Below are 26,947 nucleotides of genomic sequence, written 5' to 3' on the forward strand. Positions count from 1 at the left end.
GATTTTCCTAGCGGCGCCCTCTGGCGCCCCAATCAAGCGTGAGACGGCCAATTCCATGACGACGGAGCGTTACAACGCGCGCGAGGCGGAGCCCAAATGGCGCGCCGCCTGGGACGAGCGCGGCATTTTCAAGACCGACAATGCCGATGCGCGGCCGAAGTATTACGTGCTCGAGATGTTCCCCTATCCCTCGGGCCGCATCCATATGGGCCATGTGCGCAACTACGCCATGGGCGACGTGGTGGCTCGGTACAAGCGGGCCAGGGGCTTCAGCGTGCTGCATCCCATGGGCTGGGACGCCTTCGGCCTTCCGGCCGAAAATGCCGCCATGGCCAACAAGGTGCATCCCAAGGGCTGGACCTATGACAACATCGCCACCATGCGCGGCCAGCTCCAGTCCATGGGTCTCTCCATCGACTGGAGCCGCGAGATCGCGACCTGCGACCCGGAATATTACCAGCACCAGCAGAAGCTCTTTCTCGATTTCCTGAAGGCCGGCCTCGTCGATCGGAAGAAGTCGAAGGTCAATTGGGATCCGGTCGACCAGACCGTTCTGGCCAACGAGCAGGTCATCGACGGCCGCGGCTGGCGCTCCGGCGCCGAGGTCGAGCAGCGCGAGCTGACGCAGTGGTTCTTCAGGATCACCGATTTCGCCGATGAGCTCATCTCCGCGCTCGATACGCTGGACCGGTGGCCCGAGAAGGTGCGCACCATGCAGCGCAACTGGATCGGCCGCTCAGAAGGCATGCTGGTCCGTTTCGCGCTCGAATCGAACGGCGGCTTGAGCGGGTTTGACGAGATCGAGGTCTATACCACTCGTCCCGACACCCTTTTTGGTGCCTCCTTCATCGGCATCGCGCCGGATCATCCGCTTGCCCTGGCGGCGGCCGAAAAGGACGAAAAGCTCGCGGCCTTCGCGGAGGAATGCCGCAAGACGGGAACCAGCGTCGCGGCCATCGAAACCGCCGAGAAGCAGGGCTACGACACCGGCCTCATCGTCCGGCATCCGCTCGACCCGGGGCGGACGCTGCCGGTCTATGTCGCCAACTTCATCCTGATGGACTATGGCACCGGCGCGATCTTCGGTTGCCCCGCCCATGACCAGCGTGACCTCGATTTTGCCCGCAAATACGCGCTTTCCGTTACGCCGGTCGTGCTTCCGGAAGGGGCCGACAGCGCCAGCTTTGCGGTCGGTGACACGGCCTTTGACGGCGACGGCCGTCTGGTCAACTCGCAATTCCTCGACGGCCTGACCGTTCCAGAGGCCAAGGAAGCGGTGGCCAGGAAGCTTGAATCGCAGCAGATCGGTGGCCGCCCGCAGGGCGAGCGCAAGGTCAATGTACGCCTGCGCGACTGGGGTATCTCGCGGCAGCGCTACTGGGGCTGCCCCATCCCGATCATTCACTGCGAAGCCTGTGGGTCGCAGCCCGTTCCGGAAGACCAGCTTCCGGTCAGACTGCCTGAGGACGTGACCTTTGACCGCCCGGGCAATCCGCTCGATCACCATCCGACCTGGAAGAATGTGTCCTGCCCCGCTTGCGGCGCACCCGCCCGCCGCGAAACGGATACCATGGACACCTTCGTCGATTCCTCCTGGTATTTCATCCGGTTCACCGCACCGGACGCAGCGACGCCGACGATCCGTTCGGTCGTTGATCGCTGGATGCCGGTTGATCAGTACATCGGCGGCATCGAACACGCGGTCCTGCACCTGCTTTATTCGCGCTTCTTCACCCGCGCCATGAAGGCGACCGGCCACGCCGGGCTCGATGAGCCCTTCGCCGGCCTCTTCACCCAGGGCATGGTGGTCCATGAGACCTATAAGGATGCCGGCGGACAATGGACCGCGCCGGCCGACGTCGTGGTCACCGAGGCCGATGGAAAGCGCCAGGCGGCGCATGCGCGGACCGGTGCACCCATCGTGATCGGCCCGATCGAAAAGATGTCGAAGTCGAAGAAGAACACCGTCGATCCGACCGACATCATCGAAACCTACGGAGCCGACACCGCCCGCTGGTTCATGCTGTCCGACAGCCCGCCGGAGCGCGATGTGATCTGGACCGAAGCCGGCGTCGAGGGCGCCGGTCGGTTCGTGCAGCGCGTCTGGCGCCTGGTGACGGAAGCCGGTGGCCTTCTCGCAGTAACCGGCGCGGACCGGCCTTCGAGCTTCAGCTCCGAAGCGACGGATCTGCGGCGCGCCACGCATCGCGCGCTGGCCGCGGTGGGCGAGAACATCGAAGGGCTGCGGTTCAACGTCGCCGTTGCGCGCATCTATGAGCTGGTGAATACGCTGTCCGGTGCTCTGGCGAGCGCCCGGCAGCAAGGCACTTCTCCCGATCCCGCGCTGAGCTGGGCCCTGCGTGAAGCACTTGAGATCCTTGTCCGCCTTCTCGCACCCATGATGCCCCATCTGGCGGAAGCCTGCTGGGCGGAACTTGGGCAAACCGGGCTGGTCGCCGAGGCTGCCTGGCCGGAGGTGGAGCCTGCGCTTCTGGTGGCGGATACCATTACCCTGCCCGTCCAGGTCAATGGCAAGAAGCGCGACGAGCTCGTCATCGCGGCCAACGCCGACAACGCCGCCATTGAAGCCGCTGCCTTGGGCCTTGACGCTGTGGTCAAGGCCATCGAAGGTCGGCCGGTGCGCAAGGTCATCATCGTTCCGCAAAGGATCATCAATGTTGTCGCGTGATCGCCTGTCTCGCCTTGGCCTTGCGCTCGGCATCGCCCTTCTTGCCGGCGCCTGCCTGCGGCCTCTCTATGGGGACACCTCTCCCGCTCCTGGGAATCAGAACGTGCGGGACAGGCTGTCGGCGATCGAGGTCCAGGAGGCGACCAACCGGATCGACCAGCAGATCCGCAACGATCTCATCTTCGCCTTCACGGGCGGCGCGGCGGCACCCGAACCCCTCTACAGGCTTCGGGTTGAGACAAACGATGCTCTGCAATCTGCGGTGGTAGATCCATTCACAAGCCGTCCGACCACGGAAACCTACGCCTTGGACGCCACTTTCCGGCTCGACCGCATCGGCTCGACCGACGGAAAACCGGTGTTCCAGGGACGTGCCTTCGGGCGCGCCAGCTATGACAGGTCCCGGCAGCGGTTCGCCACGATCCGCGCGCGACGCGATGCGGAAGACCGTGCGGCGGACGTCGTTGCGCAGCAGATCACGACGCAGATCGCAGCTCATCTTGCAACCAACCCCTGAGGACCATGGTCGCGATCAAAGCCGCCGCGGTCGACGCTTTCCTGTCACGACCTGATCCGAAGGCCGCGTGCATTCTGGTCTATGGGCCCGACGTCGGCCTCGTCCATGAGCGCGCCAGACATCTCGCCACTGCAGGGCTCAGCAATCCGGATGACCCCTTTGCCCTCGTGCGATTGGACGGCGATGTGATCGCCGGCGATCCTGGTCGGCTGGTCGATGAAGCCACCACTTCCGCGCTCTTCGGAGGCGAACGATCGGTCTGGATCAGGCTCGGTTCGCGCTCCATTGCCCCTGCGATCGAGGCCCTGCTCAGCGGCCCTGCACCCACCGCCCGCGTGGTGGTCGAAGCTGGCGACCTCAAGAAGACAGCGCCGGTGCGGGCAATATGCGAGAGAAACCCGCGGGCGGCGGCATTACCTTGCTACGCCGACAGCGACGCTGCCATCGGCCGCTTGATCGACGATGAGATCAGCAAAGCAAATCTGACCATCTCGCCGGATGCTCGTCGACATCTCGTCGAGCTCCTGGGTGCCGATCGCATCGGCTCACGAAGCGAGATCGAAAAACTCTGCCTCTATGCTTTGGATCGCGGCCGAATCGAAGTCGCCGATATCGATCTCATGATTGCGGATTCCGGGGCCAGCGCCATGGACGAGGCGGTGGATGCTGCTTTTGCCGGTGACGTGGCGGGCCTGGAGCAGATCCTCCTCAGCCTGTCCGGTTCCGGCATCCCTGTTCAAGCCGTGCTCGGATCAAGCCTGCGCCACGGCCAGCAGCTGCACAAAGCCCGGCTCACGGTTGAACGCGGCACGCCGGCACATGCTGTCATCGAGAGCGATTGGCGGCGACTTCATTTCAGCCGCAAAGCGAAGGTGGAACGGGCGCTTTCGGCCTGGCCCAGCGAGAAACTGGAGACGGCGCTCGTGCGTCTCTCCGATGCCGTGCTGGAAAGCCGTCGCGCTGGCGCCTTCGGCGATACGGTTGCCGCCCGTGTGCTGGCCTCGATAGCGGCTGAAGCAAAACCCCGCGGCCGGACCAGCCGCTAAGCCAGGGTATCAGCCGCGCAGACGACGGCAGACGCTGTCGAGCTGCTCCAGTGAACCGTAACGGATGCGAATCTCTCCGCCTGGGCCGGTATGCTCAACGGAGACCGAAAGTCCGAGGGCATCGCTGAGTGCCCGCTCCAGCGCCAGAGTGTCTTCGTCCTTGCCCCGCGCAATCCTCGGCCGTTTTACCGGCTTCGTCTCCGATTCCTCCTGCGCCAGCGCCTCCGCCTGCCGCACGCTGAGGCCCCGGTCGATGATCCGCCGTGCCACCGCTTCCGGATTGCCCACGTTGATCAGGGCGCGCGCGTGGCCTGCGGTCAACTCGCCGCTACGCACCGATGTTTGCACGGTCTCCGGCAGTTTCATCAACCGCAGTGTATTGGCCACGTGACTACGGCTCTTGCCGACAATCTTGGCAACGTCGTTCTGGTTATAGTGATGCTGCGAGATCAGCGCCTCATAACCGGCAGCCTCCTCAAGGGCGTTGAGGTCTGCACGCTGCACGTTTTCGATGATGGCAAGCTCAAGCGCTTCGCGATCGCCGACCTCCAGAACCAGCACAGGCACTTCGTGAAGCCCGGCACGCTGGGCGGCGCGCCAGCGTCGCTCGCCGGCAATGATCTCATAGCTGTCGGGATCGCCCACATTTCGCACCAGGATCGGCTGAACGATGCCCTTCTCCCGCACCGAATTGGACAGATCCTCCAGATCAGTGTCTGCAAAGACCTTGCGCGGGTTGTTCGGATTTGGGCGCAGCATCTCGACGGGCACACGGCGCGCGCCGCGCGCGCGCTCGACGACCGCGCTTTCGTCGTCGACATCGCCGATCAGGGCAGCCAGTCCGCGGCCGAGGCGAGAGCGCGATTGATCGTCTGACATGGAGGTCCTCAATTCGTTTCAGGCCCGATATTAAGCGGCGCGTAGAGTGCGTTCACGTTGGATGATTTCCGATGCAAGCTTCAGGTAAGCCTGGCTCCCGACGCATTTTAAATCATAAAGCAGCACCGGTTTGCCATAGGAGGGTGCTTCCGAAACCCTCACGTTGCGCGGGATGATCGTGTCGTAAACCTTATCCCCCATGAACTGGCGAACATCCGCGACCACCTGGCCCGACAAATTATTCCTGGCGTCGTACATAGTCAGGACGATTCCATGGATGGTCAGCCTCGGGTTCAACGCTGCCTTCACCTGTTCGACCGTCTTGAGCAGTTGCGACAAGCCCTCCAGCGCGAAGAACTCGCACTGGAGAGGCACCAAGACTGCGTGAGCGGCAGACAGCGCGTTGATCGTCAGAAGGTTCAGCGACGGTGGACAGTCAACCAGGATGTAAGTGTAACCGTCTTCCTCGGCGGGCAGATCCGCGATCGCATCGCGGAGCCGATATGCGCGATTTTTGGCGGAGGCGATTTCAAGCTCCACGCCCAACAGGTCCAGGGTTGAAGGCGCCACATCCAGCCGCGGCACGGCGGTACGCTGAATGACCTCACTCAAGGACTTCTCGCCAACGAGAACGTCATAGGTGGAGATTGATCGGTTCTTGCGATCGATCCCGAGGCCGGTGGAAGCATTCCCTTGCGGATCGAGATCCACGATCAGGACACGTTCCCCGATGGCGGCCAGCGCCGTCCCGAGATTGATGGCTGTGGTGGTTTTCCCCACACCGCCTTTTTGATTGGCAAGAACGAGAATGCGCGGACGCGGATTAACGATGGCCATGGCTCGATCCGGGTGCTTTGCCCTAAAAGCGCTGATCGAGCCGCTCCACAACAACGATGCGAGCGCGCGGCTCAGTCAGGCTTGGTTTCAATGTCGCCTGGATATTCCAAGATTTAGATGCTTCGGTCAATTCCGCCTCCACATCTTGTCCCTTGAGAAAGAGTCCGCACGCACCTTTTTTCAACAAGGGAAAGGCGTAATCCAGCAGGCGAGGAAGCGGCGCCAGCGCCCGTGAGGACACGATATCGGCAGGACAGGTCCAGCTGGACAGGACGGATTCAATCCGCCCGCAATGTACACGGGCAGGAGCATCGGTTGCCCTGATGGCTTCGCGCATAAAGGCGCATTTTCGCGAATCGCTCTCTATGAGATCAACGTGGGCGTCAGCAGTGCCGGCTAGAGCGATGGCGATGACAACGCCAGGGAATCCTCCACCCGACCCGAGATCAACCCAGCGCACGCCCCCACCGGCGTGGTTCAGCAGCTGCAGGCTGTCCGCAACATGCCGCACCCAGATATGCGGGAGAGACGAGGGTGCGACGAGGTTGATCGTTTTCTGCCATTTGAGGAGCAGCTCGACAAAAAGATCGATTCGGTCCCAAGTTTCACGTGAAACTCGGATCAACTCTTCCGCCGTTCTGCGGTCAACCATGGGCGCTGCCTCTCGCCTCATACCGTTTCGCATGCGCAATAAGAAGAGTGAGCGCTGCCGGTGTCATGCCTTCGACGCGGTTGGCCTGACCGATGGTTCGGGGCCGAATCGATTCCAGCTTCTGCTGCAACTCGGCCGAGAGTCCTGACATGCTCGAGAAGAGGAGATCATCCGGAAGCGGAAGTTCCGTCTCTCTTCTCGACTGCGCGATTTCGCTTCTCTGCCGTTCCAGATAGACCGAATAGGTCGCGTCGATTTCAACCTGCTTCCGAACAACCTCGTCATGCTGTCCGAGTTGAGGCCAGATCCCCAGGAGAACATCCATGTCGACGTCGCTGCGCGAGAGCAGTTGATAGGCTGATCGCCGCACGCCATCCTGGTTTACCAAGATGCCGGCGTCCCGCGCCTCTCGCGGCGTCAGTCTCAACTCGTCAAGCTCGGCCTGCATGGCTTGAAGAGCCTGCCTCTTCCCGATCCACACCGCCTGCCGCTCCTGGCTGACACAACCGATCTCGATGCCTTTGTCCGTCAGGCGCTGGTCGGCGTTATCCGCCCGGAGCGTCAGCCGGTACTCGGCGCGGGAGGTGAACATGCGATAGGGTTCGGTGATCCCCCGCGTGACCAGATCATCGACAAGAACGCCGAGATAACCCTCCGATCGTCCAAAGACGACGCCGTCCTGACCGCCGGCGCGGCGCGCGGCATTGAGCCCTGCGATCAGGCCCTGCGCGGCGGCTTCCTCGTAACCAGTCGTGCCGTTGATTTGGCCCGCTAGGAACAAGCCGCTCATCCGTTTGGCTTCCAGTGTCGGCAGCAGCTCCAGCGGGTCGACATGGTCGTATTCGATGGCGTAGCCCGGCCGCAGGACGGAAACGTTCTCAAGCCCGGGGATCGATCGCAGGAAGGCGTGTTGGACCTCCTCAGGCAGAGAGGTGGAGATCCCGTTCGGATAGACCGTCGGATCGTCCAGTCCTTCGGGTTCCAGGAAGATCTGATGGCTGTCGCGATCGCTGAACCGGGTGATTTTGTCCTCGATGGACGGACAGTACCTCGGACCGCGTCCAACGATCTCGCCGCTGTACATCGCTGAACGATGGATGTTGTCCCGAATGATGCGATGGGTCTCAGCCGTCGTGCGCGTGATGTGGCAATCCACCTGCGGCGTGGTGATCGCCTTTGTCAGCGCCGAAAAGGGTTCAGGCCGATCATCACCAGGCTGAATCTCGAGAGCGTCATAGTTGATGGTACGGCCGTCGAGCCGCGCAGGCGTACCCGTCTTAAGCCGGCCCAGCGAAAAACCGATGCCTGCAAGAGAGCGAGACAGGCCGGTAACCGCCGCTTCACCCATCCGGCCGGCCGTGATCTTGCGGTCGCCGATATGGATGAGGCCATTCATGAAGGTGCCGGAGGTCAGCACCACTGACGGCGTTATAATCGTCCGGCCGTCAGTCAGACAAATGCCCGTGATGCATCCGTCCTTGTAGAGAAGCTCCGATGCCTCTGCCTCGATCACATCAAGATCGTTCTGCAGCCGAATCGCTTCCTGCATCGCTTGGGCATAGAGCTTCCGGTCAGCCTGTGCCCGAGGTCCGCGCACGGCAGGGCCCTTGCGGCCGTTGAGGACCTTGAACTGGATGCCGCCGGCGTCGGCAACCCGCCCCATCAAGCCGTCCAGCGCATCGATCTCACGAACCAGATGCCCCTTGCCCAAGCCGCCAATCGCGGGGTTGCAGGACATTGCTCCGATGGTATCGGCCTTCAGAGTGATGAGCGCGGTGTGCGCCCCAAGGCGCGCGGAGGCCGCCGCAGCCTCGCAACCGGCGTGACCACCACCCACCACGACGACATCGTAATGTAGCCTCACGGCATATCCTTTCGATTCCGAATCGGACGGCCACGTTTCACGTGAATCACTTCCCGATGCAAAAGCGGCTGAAGATCGCGTCCAGCACATGCTCCGGGTCGGTATGTCCTGATATACGGCCAAGCTCGTGGGACGCAATGCGAAGTTCTTCCGCCAGAAGTTCGACCGCGGGATGCGACAGCGATCTGTCGACGGCCGCAAGCGCGCCTTCCAGAGCATATCGATGCCGCGCGCGCGTGATCGCGGGACCCGTTCCTGCCGACAGCTGCTCGGCTGCCTCCGCGACAAGCCTGGCAATGAGCTCGTTTATACCAAGACCTGTCACCGCCGAAACCGCGACCAATTCCTGGTCGTTCGTCTCCCGCCCGCCGTCCGCCTTGGTGCGGATCCTCCAGACAGGAACGTCCGCTCCTATGTCTGGCTCGGCACCATCCTCGCTCAGCCACAGAACGAGATCGGCGTGTCTCGCCCGCGTTACCGCCCGGTTGATGCCTTCCCGCTCCACCGGATCATCGCTGGTCCGGATGCCGGCCGTATCTGTGAGAAGAACCGGATAGCCCTCAAGATCGAGATGGACATCGATGGCGTCGCGCGTGGTCCCGGCATAAGCGGAGACAATTGCGGCCTCGCGTTTGGCCAGAAGATTCAAAAGCGTTGATTTGCCCGCATTGGGCGGCCCCGCGATGACAACCGCGAAGCCATCGCGAAGTCGCTCGCCGCGCTGCCCGTCATCAAGCGTGGAAGCCAGCTCGTGGCGCAAAGCGCCGAGACCCTCGCGGATGTCATCCATGACCTCATCCGGGACATCGCCTTCATCAATGAAGTCGATGGTCGCCTCGGCGAGCGCCCGAACATCGATCAGCCTGTCACGCCATTCCTCCGCAAGCCGTCCAATGCCCTGGTCCATCCCTCGGAGGGCTTGCCGCCGCTGCATCACCGTTTCGGCGTCGATGAGATCGGCAAGAGCTTCCGCCTCGGAAAGATCGAGCTTCCCGTTGAGGAACGCTCGGCGGCTAAACTCGCCGGGATCGGCAGGCCGCAGACCGGGCTGCCGGCCAAGAGCCTTTAGAACGCCGTCGATGACCGCATGGCCACCATGCACATGCAGCTCAGCGACATCCTCACCGGTAAAACTGGCGGGGGCCCTGAAAAGCAAGGCGATGGATTTATCGAGTAAATCACCTGTATTTGGATCGGAGAGTTCGGTATAGACCGCCATCCTCGGCGTGATCTTCTTACAAGCAAGAAGTTCCAACACTTCAACAGCTTGCGGACCGGAGATACGAATCACGGCAACACCGGACTTTTTCAAGCCCGACGCCACTGCGAAGATCGTATCAGCCGTCATGACCCACCGGCACGCCCAATGGCCTCAAGGCGATCAGGTGTTCATGGAATCGAAGAACTCGTTGTTGGTTTTGGTCTGGCGCAGCTTGTCCAGCAGGAATTCGATGGCATCCACCGTTCCCATCGGATTGAGAATGCGGCGCAGGACATACATCTTCTTGAGGATGTCAGGCGCCACGAGCAGCTCTTCCTTGCGCGTGCCGGAACGGGTGATGTCCATGGCCGGGAAGGTGCGCTTATCCGAGACCTTCCGGTCGAGAATGATTTCCGAATTGCCCGTGCCCTTGAACTCTTCGAAGATCACTTCGTCCATCCGGCTTCCCGTATCGATCAGCGCGGTCGCGATGATGGTCAGCGAACCGCCCTCTTCGATGTTGCGGGCGGCACCGAAGAAGCGCTTCGGGCGCTGCAGGGCATTGGCATCGACACCGCCCGTCAGCACCTTGCCCGAGGAGGGGACAACGGTGTTGTAGGCGCGGCCGAGCCTGGTAATGGAATCCAGCAGGATCACGACATCACGGCCATGCTCCACAAGACGCTTGGCCTTCTCGATCACCATCTCCGCCACCTGAACGTGGCGCACGGCGGGCTCGTCGAAGGTGGAGGACACCACCTCGCCGCGCACCGTGCGCTGCATATCCGTGACTTCTTCGGGCCTCTCGTCGATCAGGAGAACGATGAGGTAGCACTCGGGATGGTTGTTGGTGATGGATTTGGCGATGTTCTGTAAGAGGACGGTCTTACCCGTCCGCGGCGGCGCCACGATCAGGGCGCGCTGGCCCTTGCCGAGCGGTGCCACCACATCGAGGATGCGTGATGAGAAATCCCGGATCGTCGGGTCCTCGACCTCCATGCGCAGGCGCTCATTGGGATAGAGCGGCGTCAGGTTGTCGAAATGAACCTTGTGACGGGTTTTCTCCGGGTCCTCGAAATTGATGGTGTTGACCTTGAGAAGGGCGAAGTAGCGCTCCGCATCCTTGGGGCTGCGGATCTGGCCTTCGATCGTGTCGCCGGTGCGCAATGAAAAACGGCGGATCTGCGAAGGCGAGATATAGATATCGTCAGGACCTGGCAGGTAATTGGCATCGGGCGAGCGCAGGAAGCCGAAGCCGTCCTGAAGGACCTCCACCACACCGCCGCCGATGATGTCCGTCTCCTGCGACGCGAGCTGCTTCAGAATGGCGAAAAGCAGCTCCTGCTTGCGCAGGGTCGATGCATTTTCGACAGCAAGTTCCTCGGCGAAGGCGAGAAGCTCGGTTGGTGCTTTGGCTTTCAGGTCCTGAAGTCTGATTTCGGGCATACGTGGGAGTTCCAGCTGTCGTGTCGCGAGCGGCGACCTTGGCATCTATCAAAGGTTGGGAAGTTCACGGAGGTATGACCATGCTTGACCGCTGGCCTTACGTCGCCGTCGCTACAAGGCGACGATCTCTATATCCGTGTTTTGGAAGTCTTCAAGTCATACGCGTTTCGCTACTGTCGTGCAAGAGCCTGCCAAAATCACAAAGGCTTGACGATCACCAGGATCACGATGCCGATCATCAGGAGCGTCGGGATTTCGTTGGCGATGCGAAAGTAGCGAGCCGATTTTTTGTTCCTGTCGGCAGCGAAATTTTTTACCTGCCCGCTCAACCAGCCATGATAGCCGGAGAGAACGAACACGAGCAGGAACTTGCCGTGGAACCAGCCCTCGCTCCAGGCGCCGGTCAGATAGACCAGAATAAGACCCAAAATCCAGGTGGCGCCCATGGCGGGATTGGCGATGGCTTTCAGGAGCCGCCGTTCCATCACCTTGAAGGTTTCCGATTTCTCGGAGCCTGGCGCCGCATCGGCGTGGTAAACGAGGAGCCGCGGCAGATAGAGCAGGGCGGCCATCCAGGAGATCACCGCCACGATGTGAAATGCCTTGATCCAGAGATAGATCATGGCTCCCGATTCCTCACCCTCGCGATGGCACGTGCGACATTGTCCGGCGGCGTGTCGGGCCGGATGCCGTGCCCGAGGTTGAAGACATAGGGCGAGCCTTCCATCGCATCGCAAACGGCGTCAACCGCCCGATCGAGCGCCGTTCCGCCGACCAGAAGGGCGAGAGGATCGAGGTTGCCCTGGAGAGCAATCCGCGGCCCGACAAGCTGCCTCACGACCCGGGGATCTTCTCCTGTGTCCAGGCCGAGGCCATCGGCTCCGATGGAAAGCGTCGATGCGGTTCGCGTCCCCGCGCCTCGGGCGAAGGCGATCACCGGGACCCCTGGATGGCGTTCCTTGACGGCCGCGGTGATGGCACGCATCGGAGCGACACAGAAGGCGGCGAAAAGATCTGGGGGCAATTCGCCGGCCCAGCTGTCGAAAATCTGCACCACCTCCGCCCCGGCGACGATCTGGCCGGAGAGATAATCGATCGACGCCGCCACCAGCCGATCCACAAGAAGGCCAAAGCCTTCCGGATCACGCCGGGCCCAGAGCAGGGCAGGCAATCGGTCCTTTCCGCCGCTCACCATGTAGGTCGCAACGGTCCAGGGAGCGCCGCAGAAGCCGATCAGCGCGACACCAGGCGGTAACCCTTCCTTAACCCGCGAAACGGTTTCGTAGACCCGTCCCAGCCGGCTCAGATCGAGGTCCTCGCTCAATCGAAGGATGTCTTCTCGGCTCTGGACTGGATCGAGACGCGGCCCCTCGTTCTCGACAAAGGACAGATCCTGGCCCAGTGCCTGCGGAACAAGGAGAATATCGGCGAAGAGAATAGCCGCATCGAAATGAAACCGACGGATCGGTTGGAGCGTTACCTCGGCGGCTTTGTCCGGCGCATAGCACAGATCGAGAAAGGAACCCGCTTCGCTTCGTACAGCGCGATACTCCGGAAGGTACCGGCCGGCCTGACGCATGAACCATATGGGTGGCGTCGCCGTTATCTCACCGCGCAGCGTTTGGAGCAGAGGCTTATCCGCCATGGCACCAGCCTGCCTTCAATAGTTAAGAAAGTCTTAATGAGGTTTCTTATTCTTCTGGTCGGTGGCTTTGACTCATTTCGTCGCTGTCCACAAGCTGTTAAGCCCAAACCAGTTGTTGGCGCGTCAAAGCGCCCGATGTGGGAAAGCGGCATCAGCCTTTGATTACACAGTCCCCGCCGTGGGGATGAAAGCTCCGCTATCCCGGGGCTGTTTTTTTATCAGCCACACCGGCTATATGTCCTCCCACACGGCATACCTGTTGATCGTTTAGGCCGTTAGCGCGAATGTGCGGCGGGTGGCTTCGCGATCTGTCCAGCCATCCACTGTTGTCCACACCGTTCTCCCCGTCAGGCCCCATGACCGATGGTCCCAGCTACTTCCACTTTCATCTGGTCTCGGACGCCACGGGAGAAACGCTTCTGACCGTGGGCCGAGCGGCGGCGGCGCAGTATGAAAATGTCGCCGCCATCGAACATGTCTATCCTCTGGTGCGCACGGCCCAGCAGCTTGACCGCGTCATCGCCGCCATCGAGGAATCCCCTGGCATCGTCCTTTACACCTTGGTCGCCAAGGATCTGGCTGACCGGCTGGAGGACCGGTGCCGTGAGCTCGGCTGCCCGACCCTGTCGGTGCTCTCGCCGGTGCACATGCTGATGCGTTCCTATCTCGGCGCCGAAAGCATCACGAAGCCGGGCGCACAGCACGTCCTCAATGCCGAATACTTCAGGCGCATCGATGCCATGAACTACACCATGCTGCATGATGACGGGCAGCATCTCGGCACTATTCACGAGGCGGATGTGATCCTGGTCGGCATCAGCCGCACCTCGAAGACGCCGACCAGCATCTATATGGCGAACAGGGGCATCAAGACAGCGAACGTCCCGCTGGTGCCGCATGTCCCGGTTCCGCCCCAGCTGGAAAACCTCGGCCGAGGTCCATTGGTCGTCGGACTGATCGCCAGTCCGCAGCGCATCGTGCAACTGCGGCAAAACCGGATTCTGGCGCTTGCCGGCGACACTCTCGATGGCGCCTATGTGGATGAAGACCAGGTCAGCGAGGAGATCGCCTTCTCCCGCAAGCTCTGCGGTCGTCATGAATGGCCGATCATTGACGTCACCCGCCGGTCTATTGAAGAGACGGCGGCCGCCATCGTTCGGCTCTACGACGATCACCGCAAGGCGCAAAGAGACGAGCAATGACCGAGCATCATCCCTTTTGGCGGCTGGTGGATCCGCTCGTCCTTGCATCATCCAGTCCGGCGCGCGCCCGCATGCTCGTCTCGGTGGGCCTGCCCATTGAAACGGACCCGGCGGATGTGGATGAGCGCACGCTGGAATCGGAATTGGTGACGAGGGGAGCGCATGCGCCGACGGTCGCCCTTGGCCTTGCCCGGGCTAAGGCGCGGACAGTCAGCCTGCGGCGGCCGGGGCGGCTCGTGCTCGGTGCCGATCAGGTCCTCGCCCTTGGGGATGAACGTTTCGCGAAGGCGCCGGATCAGTCGATCGCCTTCAACAATCTCAAGCGTCTTTCCGGCAAGGAGCATGCGCTTCACTCCGCCTTCGCGCTCGTGAAGGATGGCGATTTTGTCGCCGATGGCGTGGAGACTGCGACCCTTGTCATGCGCGAGATGAGCGACGCATTCCTCGAGCGTTACATGGATGTCGCCGGAGCCGTCGCCACCGCCACCGTCGGCGGATATCAGCTTGAAAGCATCGGCGCGCAGCTCTTCGACCGTGTCGAGGGCGATTATTTTACGGTGCTCGGCCTGCCGCTTCTGCGCGTTCTCAGTGAACTGCGCCGCATCGGGGTTCTCGCGGCATGACGCGCCGTGTCTGCATTATCGGTCATCCCGTGGCCCATTCGCGTTCACCCATGCTGCACGGCCATTGGCTGAAAACCTACGGCATCGAGGGCGAATATGGCCGGGAGGATGTCGCGCCCGAAGATTTTCCGGATTTCCTGCGCGATCTTGAAGCCAATGGCTATGTCGGCGCCAACGTGACAGTGCCGCATAAGGAAAGCGCGCTGGCAACCGTTGACGTGGCCGATGCGACCGCCCGCGCCGTGGGGGCTGTGAACACCGTGTGGATTGACGGCGGAAAACTCCACGGCAGCAACACGGATGTTCACGGGTTCATGGCCAATCTCGATGCCAATGCACCCGGCTGGGACAACACCCGGGACAAAGCTGTGATCCTGGGCGCAGGCGGCGCCTCCCGTGCCGCCGCTTATGGCCTTGCGCAACGTGGTTTCGGCTCCATCGTGCTGGTCAACCGCACGCTGGATCGTGCCGAGAAACTGGTGGCGGATCTCGGTGGCCATCCCCTGCAAGCGGCCGCCTGGAGCGATCTTGATGATCATCTCAAGGAGGCCGGCCTCCTGGTCAATGCGACCAGTCTCGGCATGGCGGGCAAGGCCGGCCTTGCGGTGGACCTCGACGCTTTGCCGCAGACCTGCGTGGTGACCGATCTCGTTTACGTGCCGCTGGAGACATCCCTCCTTGCCGAGGCTCGTGCCCGCGGCAACCGCGTGGTTGATGGCCTCGGCATGTTGCTGCACCAGGCCGTGCCGGGGTTCGAGATCTGGTTCGGGCGCCGGCCGGAGGTCACTGGGGACCTGCGCAACCTGATCGTGGCCGATCTCACGGCGGCAAGATGATCATTCTCGGGCTCACCGGCTCCATCGGTATGGGAAAGTCGACGACGGCGGAGCTGTTCCGCCGGCAGGGTGTGTCTGTTTACGACGCGGATGCCACCGTCCACGCGCTCTATCGCGGCCGCGCCGCACCTCTGATCGAAAAGATCTTCCCCGGCACCCTGCGAGATGGCGCCGTCGACCGCATACGCCTTCGCCAGGCATTGGGCGGCCGTCCGGACGCCTTGAAGCGGCTGGAGGGTATCGTGCATCCGCTGGTTCGCGAGGAAGAATTCCACTTCCTAAGCCGCGCGCGGGCGAGGCAGGCGCGGCTTGTTGTGCTCGACATTCCGCTTCTTCTGGAGAGCCCGGGCGCTGAGAGGTGTCATGCCGTCGTCGTCGTCACCACCACGGCGGAAATCCAGCGCCAGCGCGTCATGGCCCGTCCGGGAATGACGGAGGATCTTTTCAAGGAGCTCCTGCAACGGCAGATGCCGGACGAGGAAAAGCGGCGCAAGGCGCACTTCCTTGTGGACAGCAGTCATGGTCTCGACAGCGCGGAGCGGCAGGTTCGGGCTATCCTGCGCGCGCTTGCTGCCTGCTGACGGGACTGATTCATGCGCGAGATCGTATTCGACACCGAAACCACCGGACTTGATCCGGCAAAAGGCGACAGGATCGTCGAGATCGGCTGCGTGGAGCTGGAAAACCTCATTCCCTCAGGCCAGATCTTCCATGTCTACATCAACCCGGAACGCGACATGCCGGCGGAAGCCGAACGCGTTCACGGCCTCTCCTCGGAGTTCCTGAAGGACAAGCCGGTCTTCGCCGATGTGGCGGAGGAATTCATCCGGTTCATCGGCGACGATTCCCGCCTCGTCGCCCATAATGCCGGCTTCGACTTCAACTTCATCAACATGGAGCTGAAGCGCCTGGGACGCCCGCCACTCGCTCCGGAGCGCATCGTCGACACGCTGGCGCTGGCACGGCGCAAGAATCCCGGCGGGCGCAACAGCCTGGATGATCTCTGCTCGCGCTACGGGATCGACAATTCACGCCGCACGAAGCACGGCGCGCTGCTCGATTCGGAGATACTGGCTGAGGTCTATGCGGAACTGCTCGGTGGCCGCCAGGCCAGCCTGGGCCTCACCGACGATATGACCGCCGCGGCTTTCCGCTTCGGCGAACGGCAGCCCGCAAAACAGAGACTGGTTCCTCTGCCGTCACGGCTCAGCGAGGAGGACCTTGTCGCCCATGCCGCTTTCATTGCGACGCTGGGCGGCGAGGTGGTTTGGCTGGAGTACCGGGAAGGCTGAAGCCTTCCTCAGTTGACCGAGGTTTCGGGCGAGAGCTCCGCCTGCTGCTGCGCGAGCCGCTGGCGGTAAAGCTGCGCAAAATCGATCGGATCGATCATCAGCGGCGGGAAACCACCATTGCGGATGGCCTCGGCAATGATCTGGCGGGCAAAGGGGAACAGGAGGCGAGGGCATTCGATCAGGACGATCGGACCCTGTTCCTGCGGAGAAACGCCCTGGATGCGGAACACGCCGCCGTAGACCAGTTCGGTCTTGAACAGGGTGCCTTCCGCAACTTTGGCCTCGGCATCGATCTTCAGCACAACCTCGACATCGCTTTCCGACAGGCCTTGTGCATTCACATCGACCTGGATCTGGATGTTCGGCGACTGGCCGGGCGCGCCGAGCGAGCGCGGCGCGTTGGGGTTCTCAAACGAGAGATCCTTCACATATTGCGCGAGAACGCTGAGCATCGGGCCCTGGGGCTGAGCGGGGCTATCGGTCGTCGACATGGGCTGTTCGCTTTCATCAATCCGGCGTGATGAACCGGTGTAACGTTGCGTTGGGGCTAACATGCGGCCATGGAGATGGGCAAGGCCTCTCCGTTTGGCGGCGGTGACCGCTTGATTTAGAGTGGCTGCAACACGTCATCGCACTGGACCTTGCGTGCGCGGGGTTCCATATGTGCCATGAGACGGATTGTTTGAAGATAATAGGACCGGGACCTTAGAGCCAGCGATGAGCGAAGCCTTCGATATCTATACGATCATTTTTCTAGTCCTGGCGGTCTTCATCATCTTGCGCCTGCGGTCTGTGCTTGGAACGCGCACCGGCCACGAACGCCCGCCCCAAGATCCTTACGCTCCACGCGACCGCTCCCCCGCGACGGGCGTGAACGAGAACGTCGTGACCCTGCCGAAGCGCCGCGGCACCGAGGCGCCGTTGGAAACCGCAGGCGACGAAATCTCTGCCGCCGATCGCTGGAAGGGCTTGGTCGCGCCAGGCAGCGGCGCGGAAGCAGGTCTGGATGCCATCGCGGCTGCCGACCGCCGCTTCGATGCCGAGAGCTTCCTTCAGGGCGCAAAGGCCGCCTATGAGATGATTGTAACCGCCTTCGCCCAGGGTAACCGCCGGGAACTGAAACCCCTCCTGGCAACAGAGGTCTTCGAGAGCTTTTCCTCCGTCATTGCCGATCGCGAGTCGCGCGGCGAAACGGCGGAAACCACCTTTGTGTCCATCGACAAGGCCGAGATCACCGACGCCGAATTGAAGGGTCGGCAGGCCAATGTCACCGTCCGTTTCGTCTCACAACTCATCTCGGCCACCCGCAACAAAGCCGGCGAAGTCATCGACGGCAACGCCGAATCCGTGATCGAAGTGGTCGACGTCTGGACCTTTGCCCATGACGTGGGCAGCTCCGACCCCAACTGGAAACTGATCGCGACCGAATCCGCGGAATGACCGGGAGATTGCTGACCGCAATTGCTGCAGCCCTCGTCGCGCTGATGGCAGTGACGGTCTCGGCGGAAGCCGAGGCGACGCGGACACGGCTGTCGTTCGACCAGTTGAGCGGCTGGCCGCAGGATGATCACGCCTCTGCCCTTGCCGCCTTCCAAATCAGCTGTGGCAAGCCGGGAAAGAGCCTGGAACGCGTGTGCCGGATCGCGGCCAGCGTTGCGCCCGCCAAGGCGCGAGCCTTCTTCGAAGGCGAATTCATCCCCTATCTCGTTGAGAGTGCCGGCTTCCTGACCGGCTATTTCGAACCGGAGATGTCCGGCTCGCTGAGGCAGGACACGCGCCATAGCGCGCCGGCGCTGTCGCTGCCCACTGGAAACCGCAGCAACCTCCCGGATCGTGCCGCCATCGAGGAAGGCGCATTGGCGGGCCGCAGCAAGGCGCTGCTTTACATGGATCCCATCGACCTTTTCGTGACGCAGATCCAGGGCTCGGCCCGGATCCGGCTGACGGATGGCCGCGTGCTGCGGCTCGCCTACGCCGGCCGCAACGGCAAGCCCTACACGGCGGTGGGGAAGGTCCTGGTCGATCGGGGCATCATGCCTCTTGAGGAAGTGACGATGGATCGCATCGTTGCCTGGATGCGCGCCAATCCCGCGGGCGCCGGCGAACTCATCCGGCAGAACAGGTCCTATGTGTTCTTCAGGATCGACGAGGCATTGGCGCCCACCACGGGGCCGGTCGGCGGCGCCGGTGTGCCACTGACAGCCGGGCGAAGTCTCGCCGTCGACCGGTCCGTCTGGACATACGGCCTGCCGATGTGGATCGAAAGCGACCTTCCGGCCGGTCCGCTGCGCCGGCTGGTGGTGGCGCAGGATACCGGCACGGCCATTGTGGGTGCCGCTCGCGGCGATCTCTTCATCGGCACCGGCCAGGATGCGGGGCTCAAAGCCGGCCGCATCCGTCATTCCATGCGGATGATCGTCCTGGTGCCACGGACATGAACCGGCGCAAGGGCCTGTCCCGCGAGGACCTGGCCCTCTGGGCCCGGATCGCCGAGACGGTGCAGCCATTGCCGGGACGAAAACCGATCCTGCCGCCCTCGGCGAAAGAGAAGGTGCCTCCCACCTCGACGGCCGACGAAAGCAAGCTCCCCCAGCGGCTGAACAGGGTCGTTCCGGACCCGATTCCATTGCAGCCTCTCGAGCATCAACTGCTGAAGCGCCTTGCCCGGGGCAGAACCGAGATCGACGCCCGGATCGATCTTCATGGGCTGAGGCAGGATGAGGCGCACCATCGGCTGCGCGCCTTCCTCGCGGCCGAGCAGGGGCGGGGAAGCCGGGTGGTGCTGGTGATCACAGGCAAGGGCAAGAGCCCTGCAACCGACGACCGGCCCGAAACGGGCGTTTTGAAGCGCCAGGTGCCGCATTGGCTTGCGGCACCCGATCTGAGGCATACGGTTCTCGGGTTTGAAGAGGCGGCGCGCCATCATGGAGGTGGCGGTGCGCTCTACGTGAGATTGCGCCGCAGCCGCCACGGCATGCCGTAACGGCTGCGAATCGACCATAGCGTCAGAGTACGAACCGGCTGAGGTCGGCGTTGCGGGCGAGATCGCCGAGATGGCCGCGCACATGATCACCGTCGATGGTGATGGTTTCGCCATCACGATCGGAGGCGGAGAAGGAAATCTCATCCAGCACGCGTTCCAGCACGGTCGCCAGGCGGCGTGCACCGATGTTCTCGACGGTGGAGTTCACCTCCGCCGCGATGTCAGCGATGGCGTCGATGGCGTCATCGGTGAAGATGAGCGTCACCCCCTCTGTTCCCATCAGCGCCACCGACTGGCGGATCAAGCTGGCTTCCGTGTCCGTCAGGATGCGGCGGAAATCTTCCCGCGTCAGCGCGCCAAGCTCCACGCGGATCGGCAGGCGGCCCTGCAGTTCCGGCAAAAGATCGGACGGCTTGGCCACATGGAAGGCGCCCGATGCAATGAAGAGGATGTGATCGGTCTTCACCGGCCCGTGCTTGGTCGCAACCGTCGTGCCCTCGATCAGGGGCAGAAGATCCCTCTGCACGCCCTCGCGGGAGACGTCGCCGCCGCCGCGACCTTCGCGGGCGCAGATCTTGTCGATCTCATCGAGGAAGACGATGCCGTTGTTCTCCACCGCGTCGATGGCCTCGCGCACCAGACTCTCCTGATCGACCAGCTTGTCGGATTCCTCGGTGATCAGCAGCGGATAGCTGTCCTTCACCGTGGTACGCTTGGTCGTGGTGCGGCCGCCGAAGGCCTTGCCCAGCATATCGCCGATGGAGACGACGCCGATCTGGCCGCCGGGCATGCCGGGGATCTCGAACGGCATATTGCCGCCGCTGGCCTGAAGCTCGATCTCGATCTCCTTGTCGTCAAGCTCGCCGTCGCGCAGCTTCTTGCGGAAGCTTTCCCGCGTGTTGGGGGAGGCGGTGGAGCCGACCAGCGCGGTGACGACCCGCTCCTCGGCGGCAAGATGAGCCTTCGCCTGAACGTCCTTGCGCTTCACCTCACGGACAAGGCCGATGGCGACCTCGACGAGATCGCGCACGATCTGTTCCACATCGCGGCCGACATAGCCCACTTCGGTGAATTTGGTCGCCTCGATCTTCAGGAAGGGCGCATTGGCGAGCCTGGCGAGACGCCGCGAGATTTCCGTCTTGCCGACGCCGGTCGGCCCGATCATCAGGATGTTCTTGGGCAGCACTTCCTCCCGGAGATCCTCGGGAAGCTGAAGGCGTCGCCAGCGGTTGCGCAACGCGATCGCCACCGCACGCTTGGCCTCTTTCTGGCCGACGATGTGGCGGTCGAGTTCGGAAACGATCTCGCGGGGAGAAAAATCGGTCATCGTAAGATCACCCGGATGTTAGGGGATGGGGCAGGCGTGCGCTCACACCCGAGGGGAGGCACGCGAGGATGGTACGACGCAACGGATGCCACCCTGCGCTGAGGGTCAGAACGAAGATGCCCAGCACCAGCATGGTGAGCGGCCAGCCTGTGTCTTCGGAGAGGCCGACCAGCCTGGAAAAGGCAACGCCCGCGTAGACAAGCCCAGAGACCAGCATGGCGCGGCGGTCGACCGCGAGCGCCACCAGTCCAAGGGCGAGGAAAGTCGCAAGAACTGCAAGAGCCGATCCGGTGGTCATGGTGCCGCCACCCACGTCCGCGATCCCGGAGATCAGCGGATGGACGATCAGCGGCGCCGCCAGGAGATGCAGCCAGAAGGCGATATCGGTGTTCAGGGTCAGCCGCTCGGGATCCTTGAGGTCGAACCGCATGGCGAGGGTAAACGCCGCCAGACCGAGAACGATGAGGATGGGCTGCAGCAGGGCCGGTGTCAGCTCAGGCGCCGCCGCCGACAGGATCGCCAGCAAGGCACCGCCTGCCGCGGCGGCTCCCGCCGCGATGGTGATCGGAACCCGAAAACGCCAGTAATGGAGAGCGGCGGCACCGAGGGCGACAACCGCACCCATGGCCGCGGAGACCGGTCCGACGTCATCGATGCTGACGGCACCATGGAAAGCGCCCGAAGCGGCGATGAAGACGCCGGCAACGAACGTGCCGACCAGCACTATACTGGGCAGCGCCATTCGCCTGCGCCGGGTGAAATATTCGGCCAGCAGCCAGGACGTCGCCGCGACCGCCCCCCCCGCGAGCGCACCGTGGAATTGCGATGCCAGATAGCCGAGCGCGCCGAGAAACAGCCCGCAGCCGAGGGTGACGAAGATGTCGTTGAAGCCGGTGATGAAACGCAACTTCTCATCATCCTGCGGCTCCTTCGGCCGTTCAGCCGTCTCCGCCGCCAGAGCCAGAAGGCGGTTGGCCTGATCATGGGTGATGACGCCCGACGACACCGCCTGGCGCAGCAGGATCTCATCGATGGGAGAAGCGGGTTTGGTCATGAGCTTGAGGCTTTAGTCACGGAGACGAATCGAGCGCGGAAAATCCCGGATCATTCGGTGTCCAGCGTTTCGAGCACCAGTTCGTGGTTGGTGTAGACACAGATCTCAGCGGCGATCCTCATTGAGCGACGTACGATCTCTTCGGCATCAAGATCAGTATCGATGAGCGCGCGGGCCGCCGCCAGCGCATAGGAGCCGCCCGACCCGATGGCCGCGACGCCATGCTCCGGCTCCAGCACATCGCCGGTGCCGGTGAGAACAAGGCTCGTGCTCTTGTCGGAAACGAGCATCATTGCCTCCAGGCGCCGAAGATAGCGGTCTGTTCGCCAGTCCTTGGCCAGTTCCACCGCGGCGCGCAGGAGCTGTTGCGGATATTGTTCCAGCTTTGCCTCGAGCCGCTCGAACAGCGTGAAGGCGTCGGCCGTCGCGCCGGCGAAGCCTCCGATGACCTTGCCGCCGGACAGGCGCCGCACCTTGCGCGCGCTGCTTTTGAAAATGGTCGGCCCCATGGAAACCTGGCCATCGCCACCGACCACGACCTTGCCGCCCTTGCGGACAAGCAGGATCGTCGTCGCGTGGAAAGGAGACTGGACATCTGTCATGGAAATGGTTCCGGGTGTGAATCGTTCTGTCAGAGGCTTACTTAAGCAAGCATGACGCGAACGCAATGGCGGGAGGACAGAGCATGATCCGGGTCGGAATAGGTGGATGGACCTTCGAACCCTGGCGGGACAACTTCTTTCCCAAGGGGCTGCCGCATGCCCGTGAGCTGGAATATGCCAGCCGGCAGGTGACCAGCATCGAGGTCAACGGCACCTTCTATCGCACGCAGACGCCCTCCACCTTTCGAAAGTGGGCGGACCAAACGCCCGATGACTTCATCTTTTCGCTGAAGGCGCCGCGGTTCACCACCAACCGGCGTGTCTTGGCGGAGGCAGGCTCCTCCATCGCCAAGTTCCTGGAAAGCGGTGTGGATGAGCTTGGGGAAAAGCTTGGTCCCATCCTGTGGCAATTCCCGCCGACGAAGGCCTTTAACCCAGAGGATTTCGGCGCCTTTCTGGCACTTTTGCCGAAGGATGTGAATGCGCGTCCGCTGAGGCACGCGGTAGAGGTCCGGCATGACAGCTTCCTCGCGGAGGAGTTCATTGCCCTCACGCGCAGGCATGAGGTGGCGGTGGTTCTGGCGGATTCGGCAAAATATCCGCTGATCGCCGATCTCACCGGTCCCTTCGTCTATGCCCGATTGCAGCAGGCACGGGAGGACGAGAAGACCGGTTATTCCGCGAAGGAACTGGAAGCCTGGCGGGAGAGGGCGCGCCTTTGGGAGGAGGGCAAGCCTGCGGACGATCTCCCCTTGATCGCAAAAGCGCTTCAGCCGGCCAAGCGGGATGTCTTCGTTTACATGATCAATGGCGCGAAGGTGCGGGCGCCTGCGGCGGCCATGGCGCTGCTGGAGCAACTGCAGGGCTGATGAGCCGTCGGAGCAGGCGGAGAAGTCGCAAGAAGATGCTCCGGCTCGTGCCGAACAGCCGAGTCATGTCGCTGGTATCTCCGCTACGCGGCTGATAAAGAGCGCCTCTGAAGCTGAGCCTCCGGCTCGAGTGTCCACCCTCGGGGATTTTGACATGCGCCGCGCGACCATCGCCCGCACCACGACTGAAACCGATGTGAGCGTCAGCGTTTCGCTCGATGGCACGGGAGAAGCCAACGTCCGGACCGGCGTCGGCTTTCTCGATCACATGCTGGAGCTTCTCGCACGCCACGCTTTGATCGACATTGAAGTCACCGCCAAGGGCGATACCCATGTCGACTTCCACCACACCACGGAAGACGTCGGCATCGCGCTCGGCCAGGCGGTGCGCAAGGCCCTGGGCGACATGAAAGGCATCACGCGTTACGCGGACCTGCATCTGCCCATGGATGAGACGCTGACGCGTGTGGCCATCGACGTGTCGGGCCGGCCGTTTCTGGTGTGGCGCACGTTTTTTCCGGCGCCCAAAATCGGCGACTTCGACACCGAGCTGGTGCGGGAATTCTTCCAGGGCTTCGCGACACACGCGGCGGTGACACTGCACGTCGAAACGCTCTATGGCGCCAACGCGCATCACGTCGCCGAGTCCTGCTTCAAGGGCCTTGCGCGTGCGCTCAGGATGGCGCTCGCCATCGATCCGCGCGCCGCGGATCGCCTGCCCTCCACCAAGGGCCGGATCGGGGACTGATGCCCATGAAGCTTTTCACGGCTCATGAGCCGAAGCTTGCCAGGACACGCGACGAACGCAGCGCCGAAAAGATCGTCTTCGTCAAAGACGGTTTTGCCTGGCTCGCGCTGTTCATTCCGCTGCTTTGGCTGCTTTGGCACCGGCTTTGGCTGGGCCTGCTGATCTATGTCCTGGCGGTCTGCGCCGCCGTGGGTCTGGTTTATTTTGGCAAGCTGCCGCCCAACATCCAGAACCTCCTGTTCGTTCTGCCAAATGTCTGGCTGCTGCTGGAAGGCAATGATTTGCGTCGCCGCAAGCTGGCGCGCCGGGGGCTGGTGCAGACGGCTGCCGTCATGGGCCGCAGCCGGGAGGAGGCTGAGCAGCGCTTCTTCGCGGCCTGGGTGCGCGCCTCCGGGAGCCAGTCTGCACCCTCCGGACCCGCACCCGCATACAGCTTGCCGCGCGGTGAGGAGCCCAACGTGCTCGGCGTCTTTCCGCGGCCGGGAGGGGCCTCATGACCGTTGCCATCGTCGACTATGGGGCCGGCAATCTGCGTTCGGTCGCCAAGGCTTTCGAGCAGGTGTCGCGCCGTTCAGGATCAGACCGTCCGGTGATCATCACATCCGACCCGGACAAGGTCTATAAGGCCGACTGGATCGTCCTGCCGGGCGATGGCGCCTTCGCGGACTGCCGCCGCGGCCTCGATCAGACCGATGGGATGATCCAATCCCTGCGCGAGGTCGTGGAAACCAAGGCACGTCCCTTCCTGGGCATCTGCATCGGCATGCAGCTCCTGGCCACGACCGGCCGGGAACATGGCGTGACGGAAGGTCTCGGCTGGATTCCCGGCGAGGTGATCCAGCTGCGGCCGGCGAATCCGGGCCTAAAAGTGCCCCATATGGGCTGGAACACCCTCGATCCGCAGCTCGATCATCCACTACTGGAAGACCTGGATCTGGGCCCGCAGGGTCTTCACGCCTATTTCCTCCACGGCTTCCATCTGGTGCCGAAAGATGGCGCCGATGTGCTGGCGGCGGCGGACTACGGCGGCCCAGTGACCGCCATGGTGGCGCGGGGAACCGTCGCCGGTGCGCAGTTCCATCCCGAAAAAAGCCAGAAGCTCGGCTTGAAGATACTTGAGAATTTTTTGAGGTGGCGTCCGTGATTTTATACCCCGCGATCGACCTGAAGGAGGGTCAGGTCGTCCGCCTGCGCCAGGGCGACATGGCCCAGGCCACGGTCTACGGCGCCGATCCCGGCGCGCAGGCCATGGTGTTCTCCGACCAGGGTTTTGAATGGCTGCATGTGGTGGATCTGGATGGCGCCTTCGCCGGAGCGAGCCGCAACGCCGAAGCCGTGGGACAGATCCTTTCGCGCGCCAAGATGCCGGTGCAGCTGGGCGGCGGTATCCGCGACCTGCGCGGGGTCGAAGCCTGGCTCGACCGTGGCGTCAGCCGTGTCATCCTGGGAACGGCCGCGGTGCGCGATCCGTCCTTCGTGCATGAAGCGTCGCGGCGTTATCCCGGCAAGATTGCCGTCGGCATCGATGCCAAGGACGGCCGCGTCGCGGTTCAGGGATGGGCGGAAGTGTCCGACATGACTGCGCTTGAACTCGCCCGACGCTTCGAGGGCGCGGGTGTGGCGGCCATCATCTACACCGATATCGCGCGAGACGGCCTTCTCAAGGGCGTCAATGTAGAGGCCACACGCCTCCTGTCCGAGGCTGTTGAGATCCCCGTCATCGCCAGCGGCGGGCTCGCCGGCATCGAGGACATCCGCACTCTGCTGGAACCCGAAAACGCTCGCATCGCGGGTGTCATCACAGGCCGGGCTCTCTACGATGGCCGTCTCGACGCCACCGAGGCGCTCGCCCTCATCCGCGAAAGGCGCGGCAATGCTTAAGGTCCGCGTGATCCCCTGCCTCGATGTTAAAGACGGCCGCGTGGTGAAAGGCGTCAAGTTCGAAGGGCTGCGCGATGCCGGTGACCCGGTTGAGGCGGCTAAGGCCTATGATGCCGCCGGCGCCGATGAGCTCTGTTTCCTGGACATCACCGCCAGCCATGAGAACCGCGGCACATTGCTCGATGTGGTCGCGCGCACGGCCGAGCAATGCTTCATGCCGGTGACCGTGGGCGGCGGCGTGCGCTCGGTGGAGGATGTGCGCGCGCTGATGATGGCAGGGGCAGACAAGGTCTCCATCAACACCGCCGCGGTGAAGGATCGGTCGATCGTCGCGCGCGCAGCGGACAAATACGGGGCTCAGGCCATCGTCGTGGCGATCGATGCCAAGCGCGTCGACCGCGGCCGCTGGGAAATCTTCACCCACGGCGGCCGCAACCCGACCGGGCTCGATGTGATCGATTACGCCCGTGAGGTCGCGCAGCTGGGCGCCGGAGAAATCCTTCTGACATCGATGGATCGCGACGGCACCCGCGATGGTTATGATCTTGAATTGACCCGATCCGTGGTCGATGCGGTATCGGTGCCTGTGGTGGCCTCGGGCGGCGTGGGCGAACTGGAACATCTCGCCCTTGGTGCCCGCGAGGGTGGGGCGAGCGCGGTGCTGGCCGCCTCCATCTTCCACTTCGGGCAGTATACCATCCGCGAGGCCAAGGAACACATGGCGGCACGGGGCGTTCCCGTCCGGCTCGACTGA

29 protein-coding genes are annotated in these 26,947 nt (G+C 62.9%); 17 read left to right on the plus strand and 12 right to left on the minus strand.

Going from position 1 to position 26,947, the window contains the following annotated elements; genetic code table 11:
* The first annotated feature begins 55 nt into the window (after positions 1 to 55).
* From leuS to holA, 3 genes are read left to right on the plus strand one after another with little or no spacing between them, the layout of a single operon-like run.
* Positions 56 to 2,689, plus strand: coding sequence for a leucine--tRNA ligase (gene leuS / locus IEV58_RS01205; RefSeq protein WP_188409031.1), 2,634 nt, complete (start codon positions 56 to 58; stop codon positions 2,687 to 2,689).
* Positions 2,676 to 3,206: an LPS assembly lipoprotein LptE gene (lptE, locus tag IEV58_RS01210; RefSeq protein WP_188407855.1), complete on the plus strand. Its 531-nt coding sequence runs from the start codon at positions 2,676 to 2,678 to the stop codon at positions 3,204 to 3,206. The genes leuS and lptE overlap by 14 nt, the downstream gene beginning before the upstream one ends.
* Before the next feature lie 5 nt (positions 3,207 to 3,211).
* Positions 3,212 to 4,252: a DNA polymerase III subunit delta gene (holA, locus tag IEV58_RS01215; protein WP_188407857.1), complete on the plus strand. Its 1,041-nt coding sequence runs from the start codon at positions 3,212 to 3,214 to the stop codon at positions 4,250 to 4,252.
* A 9-nt stretch (positions 4,253 to 4,261) separates the two neighbouring features.
* Here holA and IEV58_RS01220 read toward each other — a convergent pair whose 3' ends face one another.
* From IEV58_RS01220 to hemE, 8 genes are all read right to left on the minus strand, one after another.
* Positions 4,262 to 5,131 carry a ParB/RepB/Spo0J family partition protein gene (locus IEV58_RS01220; RefSeq protein WP_188407859.1) on the minus strand — a complete coding sequence of 290 codons (870 nt, stop codon included), beginning with the start codon at positions 5,129 to 5,131 and terminating at the stop codon, positions 4,262 to 4,264.
* A gap of 30 nt (positions 5,132 to 5,161) precedes the next feature.
* Positions 5,162 to 5,968, minus strand: coding sequence for a ParA family protein (locus tag IEV58_RS01225; protein WP_188407860.1), 807 nt, complete (start codon positions 5,966 to 5,968; stop codon positions 5,162 to 5,164).
* Between the two features lie 22 nt (positions 5,969 to 5,990).
* Positions 5,991 to 6,620: a 16S rRNA (guanine(527)-N(7))-methyltransferase RsmG gene (rsmG, locus tag IEV58_RS01230; protein WP_188407862.1), complete on the minus strand. Its 630-nt coding sequence runs from the start codon at positions 6,618 to 6,620 to the stop codon at positions 5,991 to 5,993.
* Positions 6,613 to 8,484 (minus strand): tRNA uridine-5-carboxymethylaminomethyl(34) synthesis enzyme MnmG, encoded by a 1,872-nt coding sequence (gene mnmG, locus IEV58_RS01235; protein ID WP_229729107.1) that lies wholly within the window; start codon positions 8,482 to 8,484, stop codon positions 6,613 to 6,615. The genes rsmG and mnmG overlap by 8 nt, the downstream gene beginning before the upstream one ends.
* Positions 8,485 to 8,530: 46 nt before the next feature.
* Positions 8,531 to 9,832 (minus strand): tRNA uridine-5-carboxymethylaminomethyl(34) synthesis GTPase MnmE, encoded by a 1,302-nt coding sequence (gene mnmE / locus IEV58_RS01240; RefSeq protein WP_188407864.1) that lies wholly within the window; start codon positions 9,830 to 9,832, stop codon positions 8,531 to 8,533.
* 33 nt (positions 9,833 to 9,865) lie between these two features.
* Positions 9,866 to 11,131, minus strand: coding sequence for a transcription termination factor Rho (rho, locus tag IEV58_RS01245; RefSeq protein ID WP_188407865.1), 1,266 nt, complete (start codon positions 11,129 to 11,131; stop codon positions 9,866 to 9,868).
* Positions 11,132 to 11,328: 197 nt separating this feature from the next.
* Positions 11,329 to 11,754 (minus strand): protoporphyrinogen oxidase HemJ, encoded by a 426-nt coding sequence (gene hemJ, locus IEV58_RS01250; RefSeq protein WP_188407866.1) that lies wholly within the window; start codon positions 11,752 to 11,754, stop codon positions 11,329 to 11,331.
* Positions 11,751 to 12,776, minus strand: a complete 1,026-nt coding sequence (gene hemE, locus IEV58_RS01255; RefSeq protein WP_188407867.1) for a uroporphyrinogen decarboxylase — start codon at positions 12,774 to 12,776, stop codon at positions 11,751 to 11,753. The genes hemJ and hemE overlap by 4 nt, the downstream gene beginning before the upstream one ends.
* A 356-nt stretch (positions 12,777 to 13,132) precedes the next feature.
* On the opposite strand from hemE, the gene IEV58_RS01260 reads away from it, so the two are divergent.
* From IEV58_RS01260 to dnaQ, 5 genes are read left to right on the plus strand one after another with little or no spacing between them, the layout of a single operon-like run.
* Positions 13,133 to 13,978: a pyruvate, water dikinase regulatory protein gene (locus IEV58_RS01260; protein ID WP_188407868.1), complete on the plus strand. Its 846-nt coding sequence runs from the start codon at positions 13,133 to 13,135 to the stop codon at positions 13,976 to 13,978.
* Positions 13,975 to 14,601 carry a Maf family protein gene (locus IEV58_RS01265; RefSeq protein WP_229729108.1) on the plus strand — a complete coding sequence of 209 codons (627 nt, stop codon included), beginning with the start codon at positions 13,975 to 13,977 and terminating at the stop codon, positions 14,599 to 14,601. Before IEV58_RS01260 ends, IEV58_RS01265 begins: the two co-directional genes overlap by 4 nt.
* Positions 14,598 to 15,437: a shikimate dehydrogenase gene (locus IEV58_RS01270; RefSeq protein ID WP_188407870.1), complete on the plus strand. Its 840-nt coding sequence runs from the start codon at positions 14,598 to 14,600 to the stop codon at positions 15,435 to 15,437. Before IEV58_RS01265 ends, IEV58_RS01270 begins: the two co-directional genes overlap by 4 nt.
* Positions 15,434 to 16,018 carry a dephospho-CoA kinase gene (coaE, locus tag IEV58_RS01275; RefSeq protein ID WP_188407872.1) on the plus strand — a complete coding sequence of 195 codons (585 nt, stop codon included), beginning with the start codon at positions 15,434 to 15,436 and terminating at the stop codon, positions 16,016 to 16,018. Before IEV58_RS01270 ends, coaE begins: the two co-directional genes overlap by 4 nt.
* A 12-nt stretch (positions 16,019 to 16,030) precedes the next feature.
* Positions 16,031 to 16,729 (plus strand): DNA polymerase III subunit epsilon, encoded by a 699-nt coding sequence (gene dnaQ / locus IEV58_RS01280; protein WP_188407874.1) that lies wholly within the window; start codon positions 16,031 to 16,033, stop codon positions 16,727 to 16,729.
* An 8-nt stretch (positions 16,730 to 16,737) separates the two neighbouring features.
* Here the strand turns inward: dnaQ and secB are convergent, their stop codons facing one another.
* On the minus strand, positions 16,738 to 17,220 hold the full coding sequence (gene secB / locus IEV58_RS01285) for a protein-export chaperone SecB (protein ID WP_188407876.1): 483 nt from the start codon (positions 17,218 to 17,220) through the stop codon (positions 16,738 to 16,740).
* Positions 17,221 to 17,446: 226 nt separating this feature from the next.
* Between secB and IEV58_RS01290 the strand changes: the two genes are divergently transcribed.
* The 3 genes from IEV58_RS01290 to IEV58_RS01300 are packed head-to-tail and all read left to right on the plus strand — an operon-like array spanning position 17,447 to position 19,712.
* Complete coding sequence (locus IEV58_RS01290; protein WP_188407877.1) at positions 17,447 to 18,169, plus strand: Tim44/TimA family putative adaptor protein; 723 nt, start codon at positions 17,447 to 17,449, stop codon at positions 18,167 to 18,169.
* A complete protein-coding gene (gene mltA / locus IEV58_RS01295; RefSeq protein ID WP_188407879.1) occupies positions 18,166 to 19,167 on the plus strand; it encodes a murein transglycosylase A in 1,002 nt (333 codons plus the stop codon). Before IEV58_RS01290 ends, mltA begins: the two co-directional genes overlap by 4 nt.
* Positions 19,164 to 19,712, plus strand: a complete 549-nt coding sequence (locus IEV58_RS01300; RefSeq protein ID WP_188407881.1) for a Smr/MutS family protein — start codon at positions 19,164 to 19,166, stop codon at positions 19,710 to 19,712. Before mltA ends, IEV58_RS01300 begins: the two co-directional genes overlap by 4 nt.
* Positions 19,713 to 19,734: 22 nt before the next feature.
* Here IEV58_RS01300 and hslU read toward each other — a convergent pair whose 3' ends face one another.
* The 3 genes from hslU to hslV are packed head-to-tail and all read right to left on the minus strand — an operon-like array spanning position 19,735 to position 22,695.
* Complete coding sequence (gene hslU / locus IEV58_RS01305; protein WP_188407883.1) at positions 19,735 to 21,039, minus strand: ATP-dependent protease ATPase subunit HslU; 1,305 nt, start codon at positions 21,037 to 21,039, stop codon at positions 19,735 to 19,737.
* A 7-nt stretch (positions 21,040 to 21,046) separates the two neighbouring features.
* Complete coding sequence (locus IEV58_RS01310; RefSeq protein ID WP_188407885.1) at positions 21,047 to 22,093, minus strand: hypothetical protein; 1,047 nt, start codon at positions 22,091 to 22,093, stop codon at positions 21,047 to 21,049.
* 50 nt (positions 22,094 to 22,143) lie between these two features.
* The gene (gene hslV / locus IEV58_RS01315) at positions 22,144 to 22,695 is read right to left on the minus strand and encodes an ATP-dependent protease subunit HslV (protein WP_188407886.1); all 552 of its coding nucleotides are present in this window, start codon (positions 22,693 to 22,695) and stop codon (positions 22,144 to 22,146) included.
* An 83-nt stretch (positions 22,696 to 22,778) separates the two neighbouring features.
* Between hslV and IEV58_RS01320 the strand changes: the two genes are divergently transcribed.
* From IEV58_RS01320 to hisF, 6 genes are all read left to right on the plus strand, one after another.
* Positions 22,779 to 23,564 (plus strand): DUF72 domain-containing protein, encoded by a 786-nt coding sequence (locus IEV58_RS01320; RefSeq protein WP_188407887.1) that lies wholly within the window; start codon positions 22,779 to 22,781, stop codon positions 23,562 to 23,564.
* Positions 23,565 to 23,718: 154 nt separating this feature from the next.
* Positions 23,719 to 24,312, plus strand: a complete 594-nt coding sequence (gene hisB / locus IEV58_RS01325) for an imidazoleglycerol-phosphate dehydratase HisB (protein ID WP_188407888.1) — start codon at positions 23,719 to 23,721, stop codon at positions 24,310 to 24,312.
* Positions 24,312 to 24,809 (plus strand): DUF2628 domain-containing protein, encoded by a 498-nt coding sequence (locus tag IEV58_RS01330; RefSeq protein ID WP_188407889.1) that lies wholly within the window; start codon positions 24,312 to 24,314, stop codon positions 24,807 to 24,809. The genes hisB and IEV58_RS01330 overlap by 1 nt, the downstream gene beginning before the upstream one ends.
* Positions 24,806 to 25,456: an imidazole glycerol phosphate synthase subunit HisH gene (gene hisH / locus IEV58_RS01335; RefSeq protein ID WP_188407891.1), complete on the plus strand. Its 651-nt coding sequence runs from the start codon at positions 24,806 to 24,808 to the stop codon at positions 25,454 to 25,456. Before IEV58_RS01330 ends, hisH begins: the two co-directional genes overlap by 4 nt.
* Complete coding sequence (gene hisA, locus IEV58_RS01340; RefSeq protein ID WP_188407892.1) at positions 25,453 to 26,193, plus strand: 1-(5-phosphoribosyl)-5-[(5-phosphoribosylamino)methylideneamino]imidazole-4-carboxamide isomerase; 741 nt, start codon at positions 25,453 to 25,455, stop codon at positions 26,191 to 26,193. The genes hisH and hisA overlap by 4 nt, the downstream gene beginning before the upstream one ends.
* On the plus strand, positions 26,186 to 26,947 hold the full coding sequence (hisF, locus tag IEV58_RS01345) for an imidazole glycerol phosphate synthase subunit HisF (RefSeq protein WP_188407894.1): 762 nt from the start codon (positions 26,186 to 26,188) through the stop codon (positions 26,945 to 26,947). Before hisA ends, hisF begins: the two co-directional genes overlap by 8 nt.

Source organism: Agaricicola taiwanensis (assembly GCF_014635245.1).
GTDB lineage: Bacteria > Pseudomonadota > Alphaproteobacteria > Rhizobiales > Methylopilaceae > Agaricicola > Agaricicola taiwanensis.